Origin of the sequence: Mycolicibacterium aromaticivorans JS19b1 = JCM 16368, from assembly GCF_000559085.1 — a bacterium.
Classification (GTDB): Bacteria; Actinomycetota; Actinomycetes; order Mycobacteriales; family Mycobacteriaceae; genus Mycobacterium; species Mycobacterium aromaticivorans.
The window spans coordinates 5,136,565-5,154,524 of sequence record NZ_JALN02000001.1; the positions used below are offsets into that span (position 1 = coordinate 5,136,565).

At 69.1% G+C, this 17,960-nt stretch carries 22 protein-coding genes; 14 read left to right on the top strand and 8 right to left on the bottom strand.

Annotated elements, in window-relative coordinates; genetic code table 11:
• Positions 1 to 13 precede the first annotated feature (13 nt).
• On the bottom strand, positions 14 to 430 hold the full coding sequence (locus Y900_RS24490) for a BlaI/MecI/CopY family transcriptional regulator (RefSeq protein ID WP_036344983.1): 417 nt from the start codon (positions 428 to 430) through the stop codon (positions 14 to 16).
• Between the two features lie 239 nt (positions 431 to 669).
• Here Y900_RS24490 and Y900_RS24495 point away from each other — a divergent pair, with 239 nt between their 5' ends.
• From Y900_RS24495 to Y900_RS24530, 8 genes are all read left to right on the top strand, one after another.
• Complete coding sequence (locus Y900_RS24495) at positions 670 to 1,386, top strand: hypothetical protein (RefSeq protein WP_036344984.1); 717 nt, start codon at positions 670 to 672, stop codon at positions 1,384 to 1,386.
• 167 nt (positions 1,387 to 1,553) lie between these two features.
• Positions 1,554 to 1,973, top strand: coding sequence for a PaaI family thioesterase (locus Y900_RS24500; RefSeq protein ID WP_051660242.1), 420 nt, complete (start codon positions 1,554 to 1,556; stop codon positions 1,971 to 1,973).
• 51 nt (positions 1,974 to 2,024) lie between these two features.
• The gene (locus Y900_RS24505) at positions 2,025 to 2,327 is read left to right on the top strand and encodes an urease subunit gamma (protein ID WP_036344985.1); all 303 of its coding nucleotides are present in this window, start codon (positions 2,025 to 2,027) and stop codon (positions 2,325 to 2,327) included.
• 17 nt (positions 2,328 to 2,344) lie between these two features.
• Complete coding sequence (locus Y900_RS24510; RefSeq protein ID WP_036347705.1) at positions 2,345 to 2,656, top strand: urease subunit beta; 312 nt, start codon at positions 2,345 to 2,347, stop codon at positions 2,654 to 2,656.
• Positions 2,653 to 4,386, top strand: coding sequence for an urease subunit alpha (locus Y900_RS24515; protein WP_036344986.1), 1,734 nt, complete (start codon positions 2,653 to 2,655; stop codon positions 4,384 to 4,386). The genes Y900_RS24510 and Y900_RS24515 overlap by 4 nt, the downstream gene beginning before the upstream one ends.
• A 13-nt stretch (positions 4,387 to 4,399) precedes the next feature.
• Complete coding sequence (locus Y900_RS24520) at positions 4,400 to 5,047, top strand: urease accessory protein UreF (protein WP_036344988.1); 648 nt, start codon at positions 4,400 to 4,402, stop codon at positions 5,045 to 5,047.
• A gap of 10 nt (positions 5,048 to 5,057) precedes the next feature.
• Entirely contained in the window at positions 5,058 to 5,738 is a 681-nt protein-coding gene (ureG, locus tag Y900_RS24525; protein ID WP_036344989.1) for an urease accessory protein UreG, read from the top strand.
• Between the two features lie 6 nt (positions 5,739 to 5,744).
• Entirely contained in the window at positions 5,745 to 6,377 is a 633-nt protein-coding gene (locus Y900_RS24530; protein WP_036344991.1) for an urease accessory protein UreD, read from the top strand.
• Here the strand turns inward: Y900_RS24530 and Y900_RS24535 are convergent.
• The 5 genes from Y900_RS24535 to Y900_RS24555 form a co-directional block, all read right to left on the bottom strand.
• Positions 6,368 to 7,681: a sensor histidine kinase gene (locus tag Y900_RS24535; RefSeq protein ID WP_036347707.1), complete on the bottom strand. Its 1,314-nt coding sequence runs from the start codon at positions 7,679 to 7,681 to the stop codon at positions 6,368 to 6,370. The two genes, Y900_RS24530 and Y900_RS24535, sit on opposite strands and share 10 nt — an antisense overlap.
• A gap of 112 nt (positions 7,682 to 7,793) precedes the next feature.
• Positions 7,794 to 8,183 carry a heme-binding protein gene (locus Y900_RS24540; protein WP_036344994.1) on the bottom strand — a complete coding sequence of 130 codons (390 nt, stop codon included), beginning with the start codon at positions 8,181 to 8,183 and terminating at the stop codon, positions 7,794 to 7,796.
• Between the two features lie 109 nt (positions 8,184 to 8,292).
• Positions 8,293 to 9,663 (bottom strand): type II NADH:quinone oxidoreductase Ndh, encoded by a 1,371-nt coding sequence (locus tag Y900_RS24545; RefSeq protein ID WP_036344996.1) that lies wholly within the window; start codon positions 9,661 to 9,663, stop codon positions 8,293 to 8,295.
• Between the two features lie 109 nt (positions 9,664 to 9,772).
• A complete protein-coding gene (locus tag Y900_RS24550) occupies positions 9,773 to 10,702 on the bottom strand; it encodes an LLM class F420-dependent oxidoreductase (RefSeq protein ID WP_036344998.1) in 930 nt (309 codons plus the stop codon).
• Positions 10,703 to 10,772: 70 nt separating this feature from the next.
• Positions 10,773 to 11,444, bottom strand: a complete 672-nt coding sequence (locus Y900_RS24555; RefSeq protein WP_036345000.1) for an SDR family oxidoreductase — start codon at positions 11,442 to 11,444, stop codon at positions 10,773 to 10,775.
• A 116-nt stretch (positions 11,445 to 11,560) separates the two neighbouring features.
• Here Y900_RS24555 and Y900_RS24560 point away from each other — a divergent pair, with 116 nt between their 5' ends.
• From Y900_RS24560 to Y900_RS24580, 5 genes are all read left to right on the top strand, one after another.
• The gene (locus Y900_RS24560) at positions 11,561 to 12,376 is read left to right on the top strand and encodes an ABC transporter permease (RefSeq protein WP_036345002.1); all 816 of its coding nucleotides are present in this window, start codon (positions 11,561 to 11,563) and stop codon (positions 12,374 to 12,376) included.
• Complete coding sequence (locus tag Y900_RS24565; protein ID WP_036345004.1) at positions 12,369 to 13,448, top strand: sulfate/molybdate ABC transporter ATP-binding protein; 1,080 nt, start codon at positions 12,369 to 12,371, stop codon at positions 13,446 to 13,448. Before Y900_RS24560 ends, Y900_RS24565 begins: the two co-directional genes overlap by 8 nt.
• Before the next feature lie 119 nt (positions 13,449 to 13,567).
• Positions 13,568 to 14,584, top strand: coding sequence for an APA family fibronectin-binding glycoprotein (locus Y900_RS24570; RefSeq protein ID WP_036345006.1), 1,017 nt, complete (start codon positions 13,568 to 13,570; stop codon positions 14,582 to 14,584).
• Positions 14,585 to 14,686: 102 nt separating this feature from the next.
• On the top strand, positions 14,687 to 14,986 hold the full coding sequence (locus Y900_RS24575) for a GlsB/YeaQ/YmgE family stress response membrane protein (RefSeq protein ID WP_036345009.1): 300 nt from the start codon (positions 14,687 to 14,689) through the stop codon (positions 14,984 to 14,986).
• Entirely contained in the window at positions 14,986 to 15,990 is a 1,005-nt protein-coding gene (locus Y900_RS24580) for a zinc-binding alcohol dehydrogenase family protein (protein ID WP_036345011.1), read from the top strand. The genes Y900_RS24575 and Y900_RS24580 overlap by 1 nt, the downstream gene beginning before the upstream one ends.
• 1 nt (position 15,991) lies before the next feature.
• On the opposite strand, the gene Y900_RS24585 is transcribed toward Y900_RS24580, so the two are convergent.
• Positions 15,992 to 16,495 (bottom strand): hypothetical protein, encoded by a 504-nt coding sequence (locus Y900_RS24585; RefSeq protein ID WP_237752638.1) that lies wholly within the window; start codon positions 16,493 to 16,495, stop codon positions 15,992 to 15,994.
• A gap of 122 nt (positions 16,496 to 16,617) precedes the next feature.
• On the opposite strand from Y900_RS24585, the gene Y900_RS24590 reads away from it, so the two are divergent.
• The gene (locus Y900_RS24590) at positions 16,618 to 17,196 is read left to right on the top strand and encodes a CGNR zinc finger domain-containing protein (protein ID WP_036345014.1); all 579 of its coding nucleotides are present in this window, start codon (positions 16,618 to 16,620) and stop codon (positions 17,194 to 17,196) included.
• Here Y900_RS24590 and Y900_RS24595 read toward each other — a convergent pair.
• Positions 17,188 to 17,952: a CPBP family intramembrane glutamic endopeptidase gene (locus Y900_RS24595; protein WP_036345017.1), complete on the bottom strand. Its 765-nt coding sequence runs from the start codon at positions 17,950 to 17,952 to the stop codon at positions 17,188 to 17,190. The two genes, Y900_RS24590 and Y900_RS24595, sit on opposite strands and share 9 nt — an antisense overlap.
• Positions 17,953 to 17,960 lie beyond the last annotated feature (8 nt).

Here is a 17,960-nt window from a genome sequence, read left to right on the forward strand (position 1 = left end):
CTGAAATTGTCCCTCAGGCGCCGGGCATGCCGCCAGCGGGCCAGGTGGAACGGTGCTTGGACTCCAATTCCGCCAAGGCGCGACGCAGTGCGTCGACCTCGTCGACGCCCACCCGTTCGACGAAGTGCACCAGGGCGGCCTGCCGGCTTCCTGAGTCAGAAGCCTGATCCAAGGCATCGACCATCAGGCCCGCGACCAGTTCGTCACGGCCGTGGACCGGTGCGTACTGGTGGGCGCGGTCATCCCGAATCTGGGAGACCAGGTTCTTGCGGGCGAGGCGTTGCAGGACGGTCATCACCGTGGTGTAGGCCAGGTCCCGTTCGGTACAGAGCGCCTCGTGGACCTGACGAACCGTCAACGGCTCACCAGCGGCCCACAAGTGGTCCATCACCGCGCGTTCAAGTTCGCCGAGACGAGTCAACTTGGCCATTTCCGTTCATCTCCGTAGGCAGTCAAATCAGAGTACTCCCGATTACTACCGCGCGTCGTATCCAACAAGTCGATCAACTCCGCTCGCGACGGTGGTGTTCCCGCGGGATGTCTCCCGAGTGGGTCAGCCCAGGCCACCGGGCATAAACGAGCAGAGCTGTGACAGCACTCACAGCAGTCACGCAGGCTTGCCATCCCTCCTTATGGTTAGGCTTACCTAACCATAGATGAGGAGGTGTCGTGACCGCAGCCGTGCTCGACCCGTTGATCGACGGGATGACCATTCGCCGGGTCCTGCCGTTGCACGAATCCAGCCGCCGATTGCGCGCCCTGACCCCGGATTCACCCCGGGTGCACGGGGTGGCGGTGATGGCCGATGTGTCCCGCCGTCGCTGGTGGCCGCTGGATTCGGTGACCTCCGGACGGCTCGCCGCCATGTTCGCATCGGCGGCCGACGAGCTGGGGGACCGACGGGCTGCCGCCCACCAGATCGCGGCCACGTTCACCCACGCGGTTCTGGGTCGGGTGGTGACCTTGTTCGTGCTCGAGGGCCGGGCCTGGGATGCCGGGCCGGGAAATCTCTGGATGCACATCGATTCCGAAGGGTCGATCGACTGGGCCGCCGTCGTCGACCCGACGCTTCGGGTGCTGCCCGACGATCCCGCCACCACCGGCGTGGTGCGGCTGCCCAACGAACTCGCGCTGGCCACCTGGACCGCGCACCGCAGCCATCGCTCGCTGGAGCCCATTTTCGACGGCCTCCATCACCTGAGCCGGGGTTCGCTGACGCCGGCGGCCATGTGGCAGATGGTCGGGTCCGCGGTGGTCATCACCGCCACCCAGGTGCCGATGCTCACCGGAACCGGCGAATTCACCTGCATGCGGCGCGGACAGGCGGTGCTCGACGCCCTGAGTGGATTCGGGCTGCCGGTCCGGTCGCTCCGCCGCGCGGGATAGCTCTTGCAACTTAGGCAAGCCTTGCCTATTTTGTAGATATTGGACCAACGGACCGAGCCGGAGTTTCTGAGGGCTGCAGAAACCCCCGGTCCATGCCGAGGACGGGCCCCGCGTTCACGCGCGGGGCCCGTCCCTCGTCCCGGCCAGGCTGGTGTAGACACAAGTGCGTGCAATCAGAGCAGTCGCCGAGCGAGCAGATCGCTTTCTCCGCCCCGTTCGACAACGAACTCGGGCTGGTGTTCACCGAACTGACCGTCGACGGCGCCAAGGCGCAGCTGGACGTGCAGCCCAAACTCCTGCAACCGATGGGCATCGTCCACGGTGGGGTGTACTGCTCGATGATCGAGTCGATGGCCAGCACGTCGGCCTTCGTGTGGCTGTCCGCCAATGGCGGGGGCAACGTCGTCGGCGTCAACAACAACACCGACTTCCTGCGGGCGATCTCCAGCGGCACTGTGTACGGCGTGACCGAGCCCGTGCACCGCGGCCGTCGCCAGCAGCTGTGGTTGGTGACCATCCGCGACGACAAGGAGCGCCTCGTCGCCCGCGGACAGGTGCGCCTGCAGAACCTCGAGCCCGAGGCCTGAGCGACCTCGCCGCCCTGCTGATCCCGTGTGGGCGTGGCAGGATCGCGCACTATGCAACTGACACCGCATGAAACCGACCGGTTGCTGTTGTCCTACGCCGCCGAGCTCGCCCGGCGCAGGCAGGCGCGCGGACTGAAGCTCAACTACCCCGAAGCTGTTGCTCTGATCACCGATCACGTGCTGGAAGGCGCCCGCGACGGTCGCACCGTGGCTGAGCTGATGGTCACCGGGCGTGGGGTTCTGGGCCGCGACGACGTGATGGCTGGTGTGCCCGAGATGCTGCACGACGTGCAGGTCGAAGCCACCTTCCCGGACGGCACCAAGCTGGTCACCGTCCACCACCCGATCCCGTGAGCTCGACGGAGGACGCCATGATTCCCGGTGAGGTTTTGCTCGGCGACGGTGACATCGAAATCAACGCCGGCGCCGCGCGGATCGAGCTGGAGATCGTCAACACCGGCGACCGGCCGGTGCAGGTCGGCAGCCACGTCCACCTGCCTCAGGCCAACAGCGCGCTGTCCTTCGACCGTGCCGCGGCACACGGACACCGCTTCGACATTCCCGCAGGCACCGCAGTCCGCTTTGAACCCGGTGTGCCGCAACGGGTCCGGTTGGTGCCGCTGGCCGGCTCGCGTGAGGTACACGGCCTGAACCTCACCCCACCCGGAAAGTTGGACGCATGACCGAGCTGTCCCGCGCCCGCTACGCCGCGCTGTTCGGGCCCACCACCGGTGACCGGATCCGCCTGGCGGACACCGACCTTCTCGTCGAGATCACCGAGGATCGCAGTGGCGGTCCCGGCCTGGCCGGCGACGAAGCGGTGTTCGGCGGGGGCAAGGTGCTGCGGGAGTCGATGGGCCAAGGCCGCGCCACCCGCGCCGACGGCGCGCCGGACACCGTGATCACGGGTGCGGTGATCATCGACTACTGGGGAATCATCAAGGCCGACATCGGGATCCGTGACGGCCGCATCGTGGGCATCGGCAAGGCCGGCAACCCCGACATCATGTCCGGTGTGCACCCGGACCTGGTGGTCGGCCCATCGACGGAGATCATCGCCGGCAACGGGCGCATCGTCACCGCCGGGGCGATCGACTGTCACGTCCACCTGATCTGCCCGCAGATCATGGACGAGGCCATCGGCAGCGGCATCACCACGATCGTGGCCGGCGGCACCGGCCCCGCAGAGGGCTCGAAAGCCACCACCGTCACCCCGGGCGCCTGGCATCTGGCTCGCATGCTGGAGTCGCTGGACCACTGGCCGCTCAACATCGCGCTATTGGGCAAAGGAAATACCGTCAGCCACGAGGCGATGTGGGAGCAGTTGCGTTCGGGTGCAGCGGGTTTCAAGCTGCACGAGGATTGGGGCACCACGCCCGCCGCGATCGATGCCTGCCTCACGGTGGCCGAGGCGGCCGGTGTTCAGGTCAACATCCACACCGACACCCTCAACGAGGCAGGCTTCGTCGAGGACACCCTGGCCGCGATCAAGGGCCGCAATATCCACGCGTATCACACCGAGGGCGCCGGCGGCGGCCACGCGCCGGACATCATCACCGTCGCGGCTTATCCGAACGTGCTGCCGAGTTCCACCAATCCGACCCGGCCGCACACCGTCAACACCCTCGACGAACACCTCGACATGCTGATGGTCTGCCATCACCTGAACCCCAGCGTCCCTGAGGATCTCGCGTTCGCCGAGAGCCGCATCCGGCCATCGACCATCGCCGCCGAGGACCTGCTGCACGACCTCGGGGCGATCTCGATGATCGGCAGCGACTCCCAGGCGATGGGTCGCGTCGGCGAGGTGGTGCTGCGTACCTGGCAGACCGCCCATGTGATGAAGCGCCGCCGCGGAGCGCTAGGAGGCGACACGGCGGGAAAGGATGGGGCCGACAACAATCGGGTGCGCCGGTACGTCGCGAAGTACACGATCTGCCCGGCGCTGGCCACCGGCATCGACCACGAGGTCGGTTCGGTGGAAGTCGGAAAGTTGGCTGACCTTGTGCTGTGGGAGCCGGCCTTCTTCGGGGTGCGCCCGCACGCCGTGCTCAAGGGCGGCATGATCGCCTGGGCGGCGATGGGCGACGCGAACGCCTCCATCCCGACTCCGCAACCGGTACTGCCGCGCCCGATGTTCGGCGCCGCCCCGGCCGCCGCGGCCGCCACCTCGGTGCACTTCGTCGCCCCGCAAGCCATCGAAGACGGGCTGGCCGACCGGATCGCGGTCAACCGAAAGCTGGTGCCGGTCGGCAATGTGCGCGCCGTCGGCAAGGCGCAGATGCCGCTCAACGATGCCCAGCCCCGTATCGAGGTCGACCCCGACACGTTCACCGTCCGCATCGACGGCGAGGTGTGGGCCGAACAGCCCGCCACCGAATTGCCGATGGCGCAGCGCTACTTCCTGTTCTGATGGCACTGTTCTGATGGCAACACTGTCCACCCTGCTCATACTCGCCGACTCGCGGCTGCCGACCGGCGGTCACGTGCATTCCGGCGGGGTGGAAGAGGCCGTCACCAGTCGGGTGGTCGTGGACCTGGAGACGCTGGAGGCCTACCTGCGCCGCCGGATCCGCACCAGCGGACTGGTGACGGCATCGGTCGCGGCCGCCGTGCACCGCGAAGATCTCACCGTGGCCGATGCGGACGCCGAAACCGATGCGCGCACACCGTCACCCGCGGCCCGGCAGGCCTCCCGCGCGCAGGGCCGCGGACTGCTGCGGCTGGCGCGGCGCGTCTGGCCCGCCGTGGAACAGGACTGGGACTGGGACTCCCTCGGTCCGCGTCCGCACCTGGCGGTGACCGCCGGCCGGGTCGGGGCGGTCAGCGGGCTCGACCCTCACCAGAGTGCGCTGTCGCTGGTGTACACCACGATGACCGGCACGGCCACCGCCGCGCAGCGATTGTTGGCGCTCGATCCCGCCGACGTCGCGGCGTTGACGTTCGGCCTCGCATCCTTGTGCGAAGACACTGCGGCCCTGGCTGCCGCGGGACTGGCCGACCTGTCCGATCCGCTGCTCGACGAGTTCGCGCAGCGGCACGCCCAACGCGAACGACCGCTGTTCGTCTCCTGAAAGAAGCTGTATGCCTCCACATTTCATTGACGGTCAGCCGCACGCGCACCCGGACCGGCCCAAGCGGACGCGGCAGCCGGGGGAGCCGTTGCGGATCGGCATCGGCGGCCCGGTCGGGTCTGGCAAGACCGCGCTGGTGGCCGCGCTGTGCCGCCAGCTGCGCGACGAATTGTCGCTCGCGGTGTTGACCAATGACATCTACACCACCGAGGACGCCGACTTCCTGCGCCGCCACGCGGTGCTGCCCGACGACCGGATCGCCGCGGTGCAGACCGGTGGCTGCCCGCACACCGCGATCCGCGACGACATCACCGCCAACCTCGACGCCATCGACGACCTGATCGCCGGGCACGACGACCTGGATCTGATCCTGGTGGAATCCGGCGGCGACAACCTGACCGCGACGTTCTCCTCCGGACTGGTGGACGTCCAGATCTTCGTCGTCGACGTGGCCGGGGGAGACAAGGTGCCGCGCAAGGGCGGTCCGGGGGTGACGTTCTCGGATCTGTTGGTGGTCAACAAGACCGACCTTGCTCCGCTGGTCGGCGCCGACCTGGAGGTGATGCGCCGCGACGCCGCCAAGGTCCGCGAGGGCCGCCCCACGGAGTTGATCTCGCTGACCGCCGATCCGGCGGCGTCGCCGGTGTTGGCGTGGGTGCGCGAGCAGCTGCGCGTCAACCAACTCACGTGAGCCGCAATGCGTTCTGATGTCGTGGTGGTGGCGCAGCCGGAGCGGCTGCCCCACATCGAGTGCCGTGGGGCTCTGGCCGCCCGGCACACCGAACCCGACACCGTGCACCTGGTGTCCGCGGCGGCGACGCCGCTGGGCGGGGACGTCATCGCGATCCGGATCGTCGTCGAACCCGGCGCGCGGCTGCGGCTGCGCAGTGCCGCCGCGACCGTGGCGCTGCCCGGTGCCGACACCATCGACTCATACGCGTGCTGGCAGATCGAGGTCTGCGGTGAGCTCGACCTCGACCCCGAGCCGACGATCGTGGCCGCCAACGCCCGCCATGCCAGCGAGCTCACGGTCGGGCTGGGCGACAGCGCCCGCCTGCGGATCCGGGAACGCGTACAGATCGGCAGAACCGGTGAGCGCGAGGGATTTTGGAGCGGCGCCATGCGTGCAGACGTGGCAGGCGTGCCGCTGCTGAGACATCGGGTGGAACTCGGGCCGTCGTCGGTGGCCGACGACGCGCTCGGCACTCCGCTGGCGTGTGTGAGCGAGTTGCGCTACCCCGAGCCCGCCGCCGACGCCGCAGGGATCACCCTGGCGCTGGCGGCCGGCGGCAGTTTGTCGACCTGGCAGGGGCAGCGGCTCTACTCGTGACGGCCGGCCAGGGTCAGGACCAGGCGGGCGCCACCCAGCGGACTGGTGGTCAATGACGCTGTGCCGCCGTGCAATTCCGCCTGTTGGGCCACCAGTGCCAACCCGAGTCCCGACCCGGAGCGGGAGGCGGTCGAGCCGCGGGAGAACCGCTCGAACACCGCGGCCCGTTCGTCTTCGGGCACCCCGCTGCCGTCGTCGTCGACGGTGATCTGGACGCCGTCGGCCGAGCTGGACACCGACAGCTGAACCTCGGTGGCCCCGCCGTGCTTGACCGCGTTCGCGATGGCGTTGTCGATCACCAGGCGCAGCCCCACCGGCAGACCGACCATGAGCACCGCGGGGGAGGGGACCAGTGACACCTTCAGATCGCGGTAGATGCGTTCGGCGTCGTGTGCGGCACGGTCGAGCAGTTCGGTGACGTCGAACGGCACGAAGTCCGCGGCCGTGGTCAGCTCGCCCTGGGCGAGGCGCTCCAGCGCGGTCAGCGTGGCCTCGATGCGGCTCTGGGTGCGGATGACGTCACCGATCACCTCGTTGCGCTGCTCCGGTGCTAGGTCGAGGGTGGAGAGCACCTCGAGGTTGGTGCGCATGGCGGTCAGCGGAGTGCGGAGCTCGTGGGAGGCGACGGCCGCGAAGTCCCTGGCCGATTCCAGTGCGGCCCTGGTGCGATCCTGCTCGTCGCCGATGCGGGCCAGCATGCCTTCGACCGCCTCGGCGATCTCCACGGCTTCCTTGACGCCGCGCACCTGGACCTCGTCGGGGTTGGACTGGGCGTTGATCGCGCGGGCCTGCTGGGCGAGCACCCGGAACGGGTTGATCATGATCAGCGAGATCAGCCAGCCCACCACCACGGTGCCTGCGATGACGCCCGCACAGATCAACAACACCCGCAGATGCAGCTCGGCGATCCGCCGCTGGGTTTCGGCCACCGGAGCGCCCAGCGCGATCGTGGCGCCACCGACGGCGAACGTCCGCACCCGGTACTCGACGCCGTCGATCGTGGTGTTGGCGTAACCGTTGCCCAGCTGCGGCAGCACCACGTCGGGCGGTACCGACATCGCCATCGCCCCAACCCGGATGGTGCGCACCAGGTTTCCGTCCGGAGTGGGAGTGCCGCTGGCGTCCGGCTTCGACGTCGTCAGCAGCGAGCTGACGTCGCCGAGGCTGCTGACCGAGTCGAGCCGGCGGTCCAGCTGGCTGTACTGGTCGTTGGTGACGCCCAGCCACACCCACGTGCCCAGCGTCAGCACCAGGATCACGACGGACAGCGCTGCGACGATCACGATCGTGCGCAGCGACAGCATCCGGGTGGGCAGCCGCTGCAGCACGCGGTAAACGATCTCGTCGGGCTTCACGACCACGCCGACCACCTTAGGGCGCGGCGTGCGACGAACGTGGGACCGCGCCGGGGCGCGGCTAGACCACGCCGGGTGCCAGCGGGCGCTGAATGAGTCCGCAGCGGTTGCGGAAATCGGTCGACGGCTGGCGAATGCCGTCCAGCTCCGCGCGGATCTGCGGGTTGGCGTCGAGATACTGCTGCGTCTGAGTCTTGACCTGATCCTTCGGCAGCCCCTGCAGGCCGGTGAAGAAGCCGTTGACGTCCGGGTGGGTGAACAGGTAGTTCGACATCGCGGCCGACACTCCCGCCATGATTCCGGTCATGTCCGCGGTGGTGCAGTTGGGCGGCGGGTCCGCCGCGGCCGGGCCGGCCAAGATCACCGAAGCCGGGCCGGCCACGCTGAGCAACACCGCGCCGGCGCCGAACGCTGCCGCAGCCGCGCGACGCACGGAACGATTGGATGTCATCGAGCCCCCTTGTAGTCAGACTGTCTCGCCGATCATGTTAAGGCAGCCGGTGGCTGAACACGCTCATTTCGCCTGCGCTCACGGGCAACTCCCAGCAGCGCAGGCGCGGTCAGCTGGCGGCTTTCTCGTCCTCGACGGTGGCCGCGATCTCCTCGAGTTGCTCGATCCTGGTGCGGGCGTACGCCTGCTGCTCGGTGATCGTCAGCTGTCCGCGGTGGCTGCCGATGAACGTGCTGATCCACGACAGCGACGTGGTGAGCCGTGCCTTGAACCCGACGAGGTAGATCAGGTGCAGGAACAGCCAGGCCAGCCAGGCGATGAAACCGCCGAATTCGATCTTGCCGACCTTGGCCACCGCCGAGTACCGCGACACCGTGGCCATCGAGCCCTTGTCGAAGTACTGGAACGGCTCACGGGCGGCCGGGTCGGCGCCCTTGAGTTCGGCCTTGATCAGCTTGGCGGCGTACTTGGCGCCTTGGATGGCACCCTGCGCCATACCGGGAACGCCCTCGACGAAGGCCATGTCGCCGACCACGAACACGTTCGGGTTGCCCGGAACGGTGAGATCGGGCAGCACCTTGACCCGGCCGGCACGGTCGATCTCGGCACCGGACTGGTCGGCGATGATCTTGCCCAGCGGGCTGGCCGACACGCCGGCCGACCACACCTTGGTGGCGCATTCGATGCGATCGAGGCTGCCGTCGCCGCGCTTGACGGTGATGCCGTTGCGGTCGACGTCGGTGACCATCGCGCCGAGCTGGATCTCCACGCCCAGCTTCTCCAGCCGGTCGGCGGCCTTCTTGCCGAGCTTCTCGCCCATCGGCGGCAGGACGGCCGGGGCGGCGTCCAGCAGGATCACCCGGGCCCGGGTGGAGTCGATGTGGCGGAACGCACCCTTGAGGGTGTGGTCGGCGAGTTCGGCGATCTGCCCGGCCATCTCCACACCGGTGGGGCCCGCGCCGACGACGACGAACGTCAGCAGCTTTTCCCGGCGCACCGGGTCGCTCGACCGCTCGGCCTGCTCGAAGGCACCCAGGATGCGGCCGCGCAGTTCCAGCGCGTCGTCGATGGTCTTCATGCCGGGGGCCCACTCGGCGAAGTGGTCATTGCCGAAGTAGGACTGACCCGCCCCCGCGGCGACGATCAGGGTGTCGTACGGGGTGCGGTAGGTATGGCCCAGCAGGATCGAGTCGACGGTCTTGTTGTCCAGGTCGACGTTGGTGACCTCGCCGAGCAGAACCTGGCAGTTGCGCTGGTCGCGCAGCACCACGCGGGTCGGCGGGGCGATCTCGCCTTCCGAGATGATGCCCGTCGCCACCTGGTACAGCAGCGGCTGGAACAGGTGGTGGGTGGTCTTGGCGATGAGCTTGATGTCGACGTCGGCTCGTTTGAGCTGCTTGGCGGCATTCAGGCCGCCGAACCCAGAACCGATGATGACGACCTTGTGCTTATCCGATGGGGTGGCACCGGGGTGGGTCATTTCTGCTCCTCAACGACTTGCACAGGACGCCTACTACGGTAGTCGCCCGGGCAACGGGTTTCTCACCCATACCCGGGCCAATCGGGTGATGTGGACCACCCACCGGGGGCTACCCGCCCAGCAGTGGGCGCACGGCCTCCGTGACGGCGGTGATCCGGCCGGGGTGATAACCGTCCAGGTGGGTGACCGGACTGAGGATGACGCCGTCGACGCCGGCGTCGAGCACCTTGGTCTTGAGCTGGTCGGCGATCTGCTCGGCGCCGCCCCAGACCGCGCGCTGCTTGACGTCGGAGGGGATGAAGTCCTCGGTGATGTTCTCGTCGATCAGCCCGAAGACGAGCATGCTGGTCTCGAGCTCGCTCGGGTCGCGGCCGATCTGCTCGCACTGCTCGTTCTTCACCTGGATCTTGCGGGCCAGCTCATCGAAGCCGCAGACCAGGTTGAGGTGGTCAAAGTGCTTGGCGGCCAACGGGATTGTCTTCTTCTCACCGGTGCCGCCGATCATCAGCGGGATGTGGTCGCGGAAGCGCGGGTTGGCGAACGCCTCGCTCGTTCGGTAGTACGTGCCGTCCACCGTCACTCGCTCGCCCTTGAGCATCGGCAAGATGATGTCCAACGCCTCGTGCAGCTTGTTGAACCGGTCGGTGAAGGTGCCGAACTCATAACCCAGCGAGTCGTGCTCGAGCTCGAACCAGCCGGTGCCGATGCCCAGGATCGCCCGGCCCTGGCTGATCACGTCGAGGGTGGTGATCTCCTTGGCCAGCAGGGCCGGGTTGCGGTAGGTGTTGCCGGTGACCAGCGTGCCCAACTGCACCCGCTGCGTGGCATTCGCCAGCGCACCCAGCGCGGTGTAGGCCTCCAGCATCGGCTCCTCGGGCGCACCGAGGCTGGGGAGCTGATAGAGGTGATCCATCACGAAGACGGCGTCGGCGCCGGCCGCTTCGGCCTCCTGCGCCTGCGCGATGACCGTCGGGAACAACTCCGGGACACCGGTGCCGTACGAGAAATTGGGGATCTGGATCCCGAGTCGAATCGTCACGGATGCGACGTTAGCCCCCGACGGCGAACTACAGGTGAACCAGCATCGGTCGCCGACCGTTCGGGTCGAATCAGCCGAAGTTGGCGAGCGCCCCCCGGCCGACGTGCACGGTCTGGCCGGTGATGTGCCGGGCCGCGGGCGTGGTCAGGAACAGTGCGAGGCGGGCGATCTCGGCCGCCACCGACGGCGGGGTGCTCGACAGCCCGTCGTAGGACGGCTCGGCGCTGCGCCCGCACGCCACCGTGTTGACCGTGATGCCGCGGGTGCCGAAGTAATCCGCTTGTCCTGCGGTCCAATTCGACAGTGCGGCCTTGACCGCGGCGTCGGCGCCGCCGTCGCGAGGATTGTCCGGCACCACCGTGACGATGGATCCGCCCGAACGCAGATGGTCACCGATGTTCTGCACCAGCAGCACCGCGGACAGGACGGTGGCGTCCAGCGCGGTGCGCCAAGCCTTCGCGGTGTCGCTCAGGCTGAAGGTGCGGGGATCGCCGCCGGCCCAGGCGGGGGCGGGCACGTGAACGATGGTGTCCAGATGGTGCGGGAACTCGCTGCGCAGCCCACCGAGGGTCTCCGCATCGGTGGCGTCACACACGATCGCGTCGACGTCGAGTTCCTTGGCGGCCACCTCGAGATCATCGCGGCGTGCCCCGCTGATGACGACCTTGTGGCCGGCGTCGCGAAAACCCTCCGCAATCGCCCGACCCAGTTCGGTGTCACCTCCGGTGACCAGCACGTCCATCCCGTCAACCTCCTTGTTGGAATACAGCGAAATGTTACTGGACGGTAGCTAAAGAGGCCAATGCCGCGCCGACACGATCCGGACACGACATCGCGTTTCGCCCTAGGGTGTGTCGGGTGAAGCGCAGCCGGGCGCACCGGACGCAGCCGCCGCTGCCGCGGTGGGTCTATGTACCGGCAGCACTCGGTGCGGCCTTCGTGGTGCTGCCTCTGGCGGCGATGGCGGTCAAGGTCGACTGGACGAACTTCTGGTCCCTGATCAGCAGCGCGCCGTCACAGGCCGCGCTGCTGCTGAGCCTGCGCACCGCGGCGGCCAGCACGGCGATGTGCCTGCTCGTCGGTGTGCCGATGGCGCTGGTGCTGGCCCGCAACGACGGCCGAATCGTACGAACGCTGCGACCGCTGATCCTGTTGCCGCTGGTGTTGCCGCCGGTGGTCGGCGGTATCGCGTTGCTGTACGCCTTCGGCAGGCTCGGTCTGCTTGGCAGCTATCTGGAGGCGGCGGGCATCCGGATCGCCTTCACCACCACCGCGGTGGTGCTGGCGCAGACTTTCGTCTCGCTGCCTTTCCTGGTGATCGCGCTGGAAGGTGCGGCCCGCACCGCGGGCTCCGACTACGACGTCGTGGCGGCGACTCTGGGGGCGAGGCCGGCGACCGTGTGGTGGCGGGTGACGCTTCCGCTGCTGACGCCGGGCCTGGTCTCCGGCGCCGTACTGGCCTTCGCCCGCTCGCTCGGCGAGTTCGGGGCCACGCTGACCTTCGCGGGGTCCCGGCAGGGGGTCACCAGGACGCTGCCGCTGGAGATCTATCTGCAGCGAGAGAGTGACGCCGACGCGGCGGTCGCGTTGTCGCTGCTGCTGGTCGTCGTCGCGGCAGTTGTGGTGCTGGGTCTAGGGGCGCGACGGCTGTCCGGCTGGACCGGCAATGGCTGAGTTGCAGTTCGCGGCCGCGGTGGCCGACCGCTCCTATGAGGTGGCATTCGAGGTCGCGGCCGGGGACGTGCTGGCCATTCTCGGGCCGAACGGCGCAGGCAAGTCCACCACGCTGCACGTGATCGCCGGTCTGCTGCAGCCGGATTCGGGCCTGGTCCGCGTCGGCGGCCGCACCCTGACCGACACCGCGGCGGGGATCTCGGTGCCCACCCACAACCGGCGCGTGGGCCTGCTGCTCCAGGATCCGCTGTTGTTTCCGCACCTGACTGTGCAGGCCAACGTGGCATTCGCCCCGCGCAGTCGCGGGGCGGCCCGAGTGGCGGCGCGGCAGGCCGCAGCACAGTGGCTGGACGAGGTGGGGCTGACCGACCTCGCCGACCGCAAGCCGGACCAGCTCTCCGGCGGCCAGGCACAACGGGTGGCGATCGCGCGGGCGCTGGCCGCCGAACCGGAGGTGTTGCTGCTCGACGAGCCGCTGGCCGGACTCGACGTCGCGGTGGCCGCCTCGGTGCGGTCGTTGCTGCGGCGGGTGTCCTCGGCCGGCCGCGCGACAGTGCTGATCACCCACGACCTGCTCGACGTGCTGACGCTGGCGGACCGCGTGCTGGTGCTCGACGCCGGTGGCGTCGCCGAGATCGGCGCGGTCGGCGACGTGCTGGCGGCCCCGCGCAGCACGTTCGGCGCCCGCATCGCCGGCGTGAACGTCGTGCGGGGGGTGGCGGCGGGCGCGGACGCCGTGCGGGCCGCCGACGGGACGCTGTGGCACGGCAGGCACGCCGTCCCGCCGCCCGGCAGCGGCGCACTGGTGGCGGTGTTCACCCCGGCGGCGGTCGCGGTCTACCGCGAGCTGCCGCACGGCAGCCCGCGCAACAGCGTCCAGATCCGGGTCGCGGAGCTCGACGCCGACGGCGCGCGGGTGCGGGTGCGGGGGCAGGAACAGGCCGACGGCGCGCCCGGCCTGGCGGCCGACATCACCGCGGAGTCGGCAGCCGCCCTGCGGCTCGCCGCCGGCGACCCCGTGTGGTTCACAGTGAAGGCACAGGAGGTCGCCTTGCACCCAGCGGCACGCTGACGGCGCATCGCCGACCTGCATTGTTGGCCGACTTTGTAAGCTCGCAACAGCGTTACAGGGCGCCACATCGTGAGCAGGCCACACTTGCGTCACGGCCGTAACACGGTAGGTTCATCGCCATGACGCAGCCGGACTCGATTTCGCGACGGCCAGGCCTGTGGACGGCGTTCGCGGTCACCGCGGTGACCGCCGCCACCGTCGTCACGATCGCCCTGCCGTCGTCGACTGCCGTCGCGGATCCTGCGACGCCCACCCCCACGACGGCGGCACCCGCCGTCCCGCCGCCCACCGCGGATCCGAACGCTCCGGTCGTGTCGCCGCCGCCGGCCGATCCCAACGCTCCGCCGCCGCCGCCCGCGGATCCCAACGCTCCGCCGCCGCCGCCCGCGGATCCCAACGCTCCGCCGCCGCCGCCGGCCGATCCGAACGCGCCGCCGCCGCCCGCACCGCTGGAGCCGGGGCGGGTTCCCAACGCGTCGGGTGGCTTCAGTTACCTGCTTCCCGCGGGCTGGGTGGTGTCGGACGCGTCGCGGCTCAACTATGGCCAGGCGCTGCTCAGCAAGACCACCGCACCGGCGGAGAACGGCCAGCCCGCCCCGACCGCCAACGACACCAGCGTCATCCTCGGCCGGCTCGACCTGAAGCTGTTCGCCGGCGCCGAGCAGGACAACAGCAAGGCCGCGATCCGGCTGGCATCGGACATGGGCGAGTTCTTCATGCCGTTCCCCGGCGTCCGGATCAACCAACAGAGCGGTGCGCTGCAGGCCGGTGACATGCCGGGCTACTTCTCGTCCTACGACGTCAAGTTCACCGACACCACCAAGCCGAACGGCCAGATCTGGGCCGGTGTGGTCGGCACATCTGTCCCGAACGCGCCGCGCGATCAGCGCAACCAGCGCTGGTTCGTGGTGTGGCTTGGCACCGCCAAGGATCCGATCGATCCGGCCGCCGCCAAGGCGCTCGCCGAGTCGATCCGGCCGTACACGCCGCCACCGCCGCCACCGCCGCCGGCGGGGGATCCCAACGCGCCGGCGGTTGATCCGAACGCGCCGCCGCCCGCCGCAGGTGGGCGCATCCCGCTCGGTGTTCCGGTTCCGGTGCAGACCCCGGTCCCCGGGATGACGCCCGGCCAATAGGTGATCGTGGCCGTTTGATGCGGCCAATCGTTACCTGCCAGGCGTATACCAAAGGGATAGCGGTCGGCATTCACGCTGGCCAGCCAAACGGAGGAGATCGTCATGGACATGGTTGCAGCGACTGAGTTCCTCGCCCGTTCGACGACGCTGACCAGCGTCGGCTGGATCGGCTACATCATCATCGGCGCGCTGGCGGGCTGGATCGCCGGCAAGATCGTCAAGGGTGGTGGCTCGGGCATCCTGATGAACATCGTCATCGGGATCGTGGGTGCGCTGATCGGCGGATTCCTGCTCAGCTTCTTCCTGAACACCGCCGCGGGCGGGTGGTGGTTCACCCTGTTCACCGCGGTCCTGGGCTCGGTGATCCTGCTGTGGATCGTCGGTATGGTCCGCAAGACCTAATGCGCGCCTGGCGGGTACGTCGGCCCGGGCCGATGCGCACTCACCCGCTGGAGTTGGACAGTGCCGCAGCCGTTCCGCGGCCCGCCTCCGGCGAACTGCTGGTGGCCGTGCTGGCTTGCGGCGTCTGCCGCACCGATCTGCACGTCACCGAGGGCGACCTGCCCGTGCACCGCCCGCATGTCACACCCGGGCACGAGGTGGTCGGTGAGGTCCTCGAGATCGGATCTGATGTGGGTGCGGAATTCGCCGCCGGCGACCGGGTCGGTATCGCGTGGCTGCGCCACACCTGCGGGGTGTGCCAGTACTGCCGCCGCGGCGCGGAGAACCTGTGCCCGAACTCGCGTTACACGGGGTGGGATGCCGACGGTGGATATGCCGACTTCGCCACTGTGCCAGCTGATTTCGCACATCGACTGCCTGCAGGTTATACCGACAGCGAGCTGGCTCCGCTGTTGTGCGCCGGGATCATCGGCTACCGGTCGCTGCTGCGCGCCGAGCTCCCGCCCGGGGGCCGCCTGGGGCTCTACGGGTTCGGCGGCAGCGCTCACATCACCGCGCAGGTGGCACTGGCGCAGGGCGCCGAGGTTCATGTGATGACGCGCGGCAGTCAAGCGCAGGAGCTGGCGCGGAGTCTGGGGGTGGCGTCCGCGCAGGGAGCGGCCGACCCGCCGCCGGTGCCGCTGGACGCGGCGATCATGTTCGCCCCCGTCGGCGACCTGGTGCTGCCGGCGCTCGAGGCGCTCGATCGCGGCGGGACGCTGGCGATCGCGGGTATTCACCTCAGCGACATCCCGGCCCTGAACTATCAGCGACACCTGTTCCAGGAACGGCAGGTCCGGTCGGTGTCGTCGAACACCCGCGCCGACGCCCGCGAGTTCCTCGCCTTCGCAGGCCGTCACCGCATTGAGGTCACCACGCCGGAATATCCGCTCGGACAGGCAGACCGGGCCCTGACCGACCTGGTCGAAGGTCGGATCGCGGGGGCCGCGGTCCTACTGCCCTGACTCAGAGGGCGGCCAGGACTCCGCGCAGGCCGGCGGCCAGGCTGCCCCGCCCGCTGCGGTACAGCGGACCGGTTCCGTCGGACAGCAGGATCCGCAGCCGGGCCATGCCGCGCGCCCGAACCGGTCGCGGGGCGTGCAGCCGCAGAGTGATGTCGTCGACCACGTCGCGGCAGGTCGCCAACCGCTGCGGGTGCACCGGAATGTGCGACGAGAATGCCGGCCGGTCGCGGTGCAGCTCAGCGAGGGCCTGTCGCAGACTGCGGGCGAGTGCTTCGCGTTCGGAGATCGACGTCAGCCGCGCCATGTGGACCGCCAGCGGGCTGCCGGGCAGTGGTGGGATGCCGTCGTCGACGTCGCGGTCGAGCCGGCCGGCGAACAATCGGGCCCGTAGCCGCGCGGTGACCGTCGCGTCCTGATCTGACGCGGCCGGCGCGGTGGCGTCGAGGCCGCCCGTCAGCCGGGTGTTAATCTCGCCGAAGTTGTCGTGAAATTGGTTGAGCCCCATGGGCGTTTCCTGTTCCGAGCAGGCATCGTTGCCCCACTCTAAATGACCATCCAGAACGGTACACCGGTCATTCATGACCAGTCAAATTGTTTTGATGGTCACGTGTATCTAGACTCGACGCCATGGCCGACTCGCTGACAGATCCCGAGAGCAAGCCGGCGCCCGAGCCACTCGCCCGGATCCAGGCGCTGGTCAACACTGCCGACCTCGAATCCGGCACCGACCGGCTGGCCGGCGCCGGCGACGCCGAGCCCTGGTTGCGATCCCACGGCCTGCTGCCGGCCGACGGCACCGCCACGCCGCAGGAATTGGACGAGATCCGTGCGGTGCGGGAAGCTCTGCGCGCACTGCTGGTGCGCAATGCGGGCGGTCCCGCGCCGACCCCTGACGACCTGCGCCCGCTGAGCCGGATCACCGACACCGCCACCGCGCGGGTCCACCTCGGTCCCGACGGCGGGCTCGATGTAGCCGCCGACGCCGATTCCCTGGCGGGGCGGCTGCTATCGCTGCTGCTGATCGTCTCGGATGCCCAGCGCGACGGGACCTGGGCGCAGCTGAAGGCGTGCGGCAACGCGAACTGCCGGTGGGCGTTCTACGACCGCTCTCGAAACCATGGTGGTACGTGGTGCGATATGGCCACCTGCGGCAACAAGCTCAAGAACCGGGAGTTCCGCGCACGGCGCAGCCGAACCTCAGGTTGACAGGTGCCACACCAGCGCGGCGGCCAGCGCGCCGAGGCCGTTGAGTGACCAGTGCAGTGCGATCGGCGCGATCAGGCTGCCGCTGCGCCGGCGCAGCCAGGTGAACACGAACCCGGCCGCGCCGGTGGCGAGCACCGCCATCACCACCCCGGCGAGCATGCCCAGGAACCCGCCGCCGAACAGCCGGGTGAAACCGACGTTGCTGCTGGTCAAGCCCAGTGAACTGGCGACGTGCCACAGCCCGAACAGCAACGACCCCGCAGCGGCCACGCCGCGAAACCCCCAGGCCCGGTCGAGTGCGCCGTGGAGCACACCCCGGAAGGCCAGCTCCTCGGGGATGACGGTCTGCAGCGGAATGATGATCATCGAGGCGACCAGAGCGCCGGACAGCGTCGCGTAGTGGTTGTTGAGGAACATCGGGCGGGTCCAGGGGAGCAGCGCGCCGACGGCGATCACGGTCAGCACCAGCAGCACCGCGCCCAGCGCGTAGAGCGCGCCGGATTTCCAGTGCTCGCGGCTTAATCCCAGCTCGGCCCAGCCCAATCCACGGGAACGCACCAGCACCAGCAAGCCGGCGGCAGCGGCGGGCACCACAGCGATGTTGGCCCACGGTGTGGTGAAGTGGGCGAGCAGGTTGCTCATGGCGAGCACGACGACGACGACGCCGATATCGACGTAGACGCGGAAGTGGTGCAGGGCGGCCAGCTGCAACGCGTGCGGATGGGGCGGCGCGGCCACCGCGCTGTGCTCAGACATAACCCGCT

What these genes read in the sequence shown, in the direction of transcription:
- Y900_RS24580 (WP_036345011.1), top strand. Translation starts at nt 14,986, where the DNA reads ATGCGCGCCTGGCGGGTACGTCGGCCCGGGCCGATGCGCACTCACCCG.
- Y900_RS24585 (WP_237752638.1), bottom strand. Translation starts at nt 16,495, where the DNA reads ATGGGGCTCAACCAATTTCACGACAACTTCGGCGAGATTAACACCCGG.
- Y900_RS24540 (WP_036344994.1), bottom strand. Translation starts at nt 8,183, where the DNA reads ATGACATCCAATCGTTCCGTGCGTCGCGCGGCTGCGGCAGCGTTCGGC.
- Y900_RS24490 (WP_036344983.1), bottom strand. Translation starts at nt 430, where the DNA reads ATGGCCAAGTTGACTCGTCTCGGCGAACTTGAACGCGCGGTGATGGAC.
- Y900_RS24555 (WP_036345000.1), bottom strand. Translation starts at nt 11,444, where the DNA reads ATGGACGTGCTGGTCACCGGAGGTGACACCGAACTGGGTCGGGCGATT.
- ureG (WP_036344989.1), top strand. Translation starts at nt 5,058, where the DNA reads ATGCCTCCACATTTCATTGACGGTCAGCCGCACGCGCACCCGGACCGG.
- Y900_RS24565 (WP_036345004.1), top strand. Translation starts at nt 12,369, where the DNA reads ATGGCTGAGTTGCAGTTCGCGGCCGCGGTGGCCGACCGCTCCTATGAG.
- Y900_RS24570 (WP_036345006.1), top strand. Translation starts at nt 13,568, where the DNA reads ATGACGCAGCCGGACTCGATTTCGCGACGGCCAGGCCTGTGGACGGCG.
- Y900_RS24505 (WP_036344985.1), top strand. Translation starts at nt 2,025, where the DNA reads ATGCAACTGACACCGCATGAAACCGACCGGTTGCTGTTGTCCTACGCC.
- Y900_RS24545 (WP_036344996.1), bottom strand. Translation starts at nt 9,663, where the DNA reads ATGACCCACCCCGGTGCCACCCCATCGGATAAGCACAAGGTCGTCATC.
- Y900_RS24530 (WP_036344991.1), top strand. Translation starts at nt 5,745, where the DNA reads ATGCGTTCTGATGTCGTGGTGGTGGCGCAGCCGGAGCGGCTGCCCCAC.
- Y900_RS24535 (WP_036347707.1), bottom strand. Translation starts at nt 7,681, where the DNA reads ATGCTGTCGCTGCGCACGATCGTGATCGTCGCAGCGCTGTCCGTCGTG.
- Y900_RS24520 (WP_036344988.1), top strand. Translation starts at nt 4,400, where the DNA reads ATGGCAACACTGTCCACCCTGCTCATACTCGCCGACTCGCGGCTGCCG.
- Y900_RS24595 (WP_036345017.1), bottom strand. Translation starts at nt 17,952, where the DNA reads ATGTCTGAGCACAGCGCGGTGGCCGCGCCGCCCCATCCGCACGCGTTG.
- Y900_RS24510 (WP_036347705.1), top strand. Translation starts at nt 2,345, where the DNA reads ATGATTCCCGGTGAGGTTTTGCTCGGCGACGGTGACATCGAAATCAAC.
- Y900_RS24590 (WP_036345014.1), top strand. Translation starts at nt 16,618, where the DNA reads ATGGCCGACTCGCTGACAGATCCCGAGAGCAAGCCGGCGCCCGAGCCA.
- Y900_RS24515 (WP_036344986.1), top strand. Translation starts at nt 2,653, where the DNA reads ATGACCGAGCTGTCCCGCGCCCGCTACGCCGCGCTGTTCGGGCCCACC.
- Y900_RS24575 (WP_036345009.1), top strand. Translation starts at nt 14,687, where the DNA reads ATGGACATGGTTGCAGCGACTGAGTTCCTCGCCCGTTCGACGACGCTG.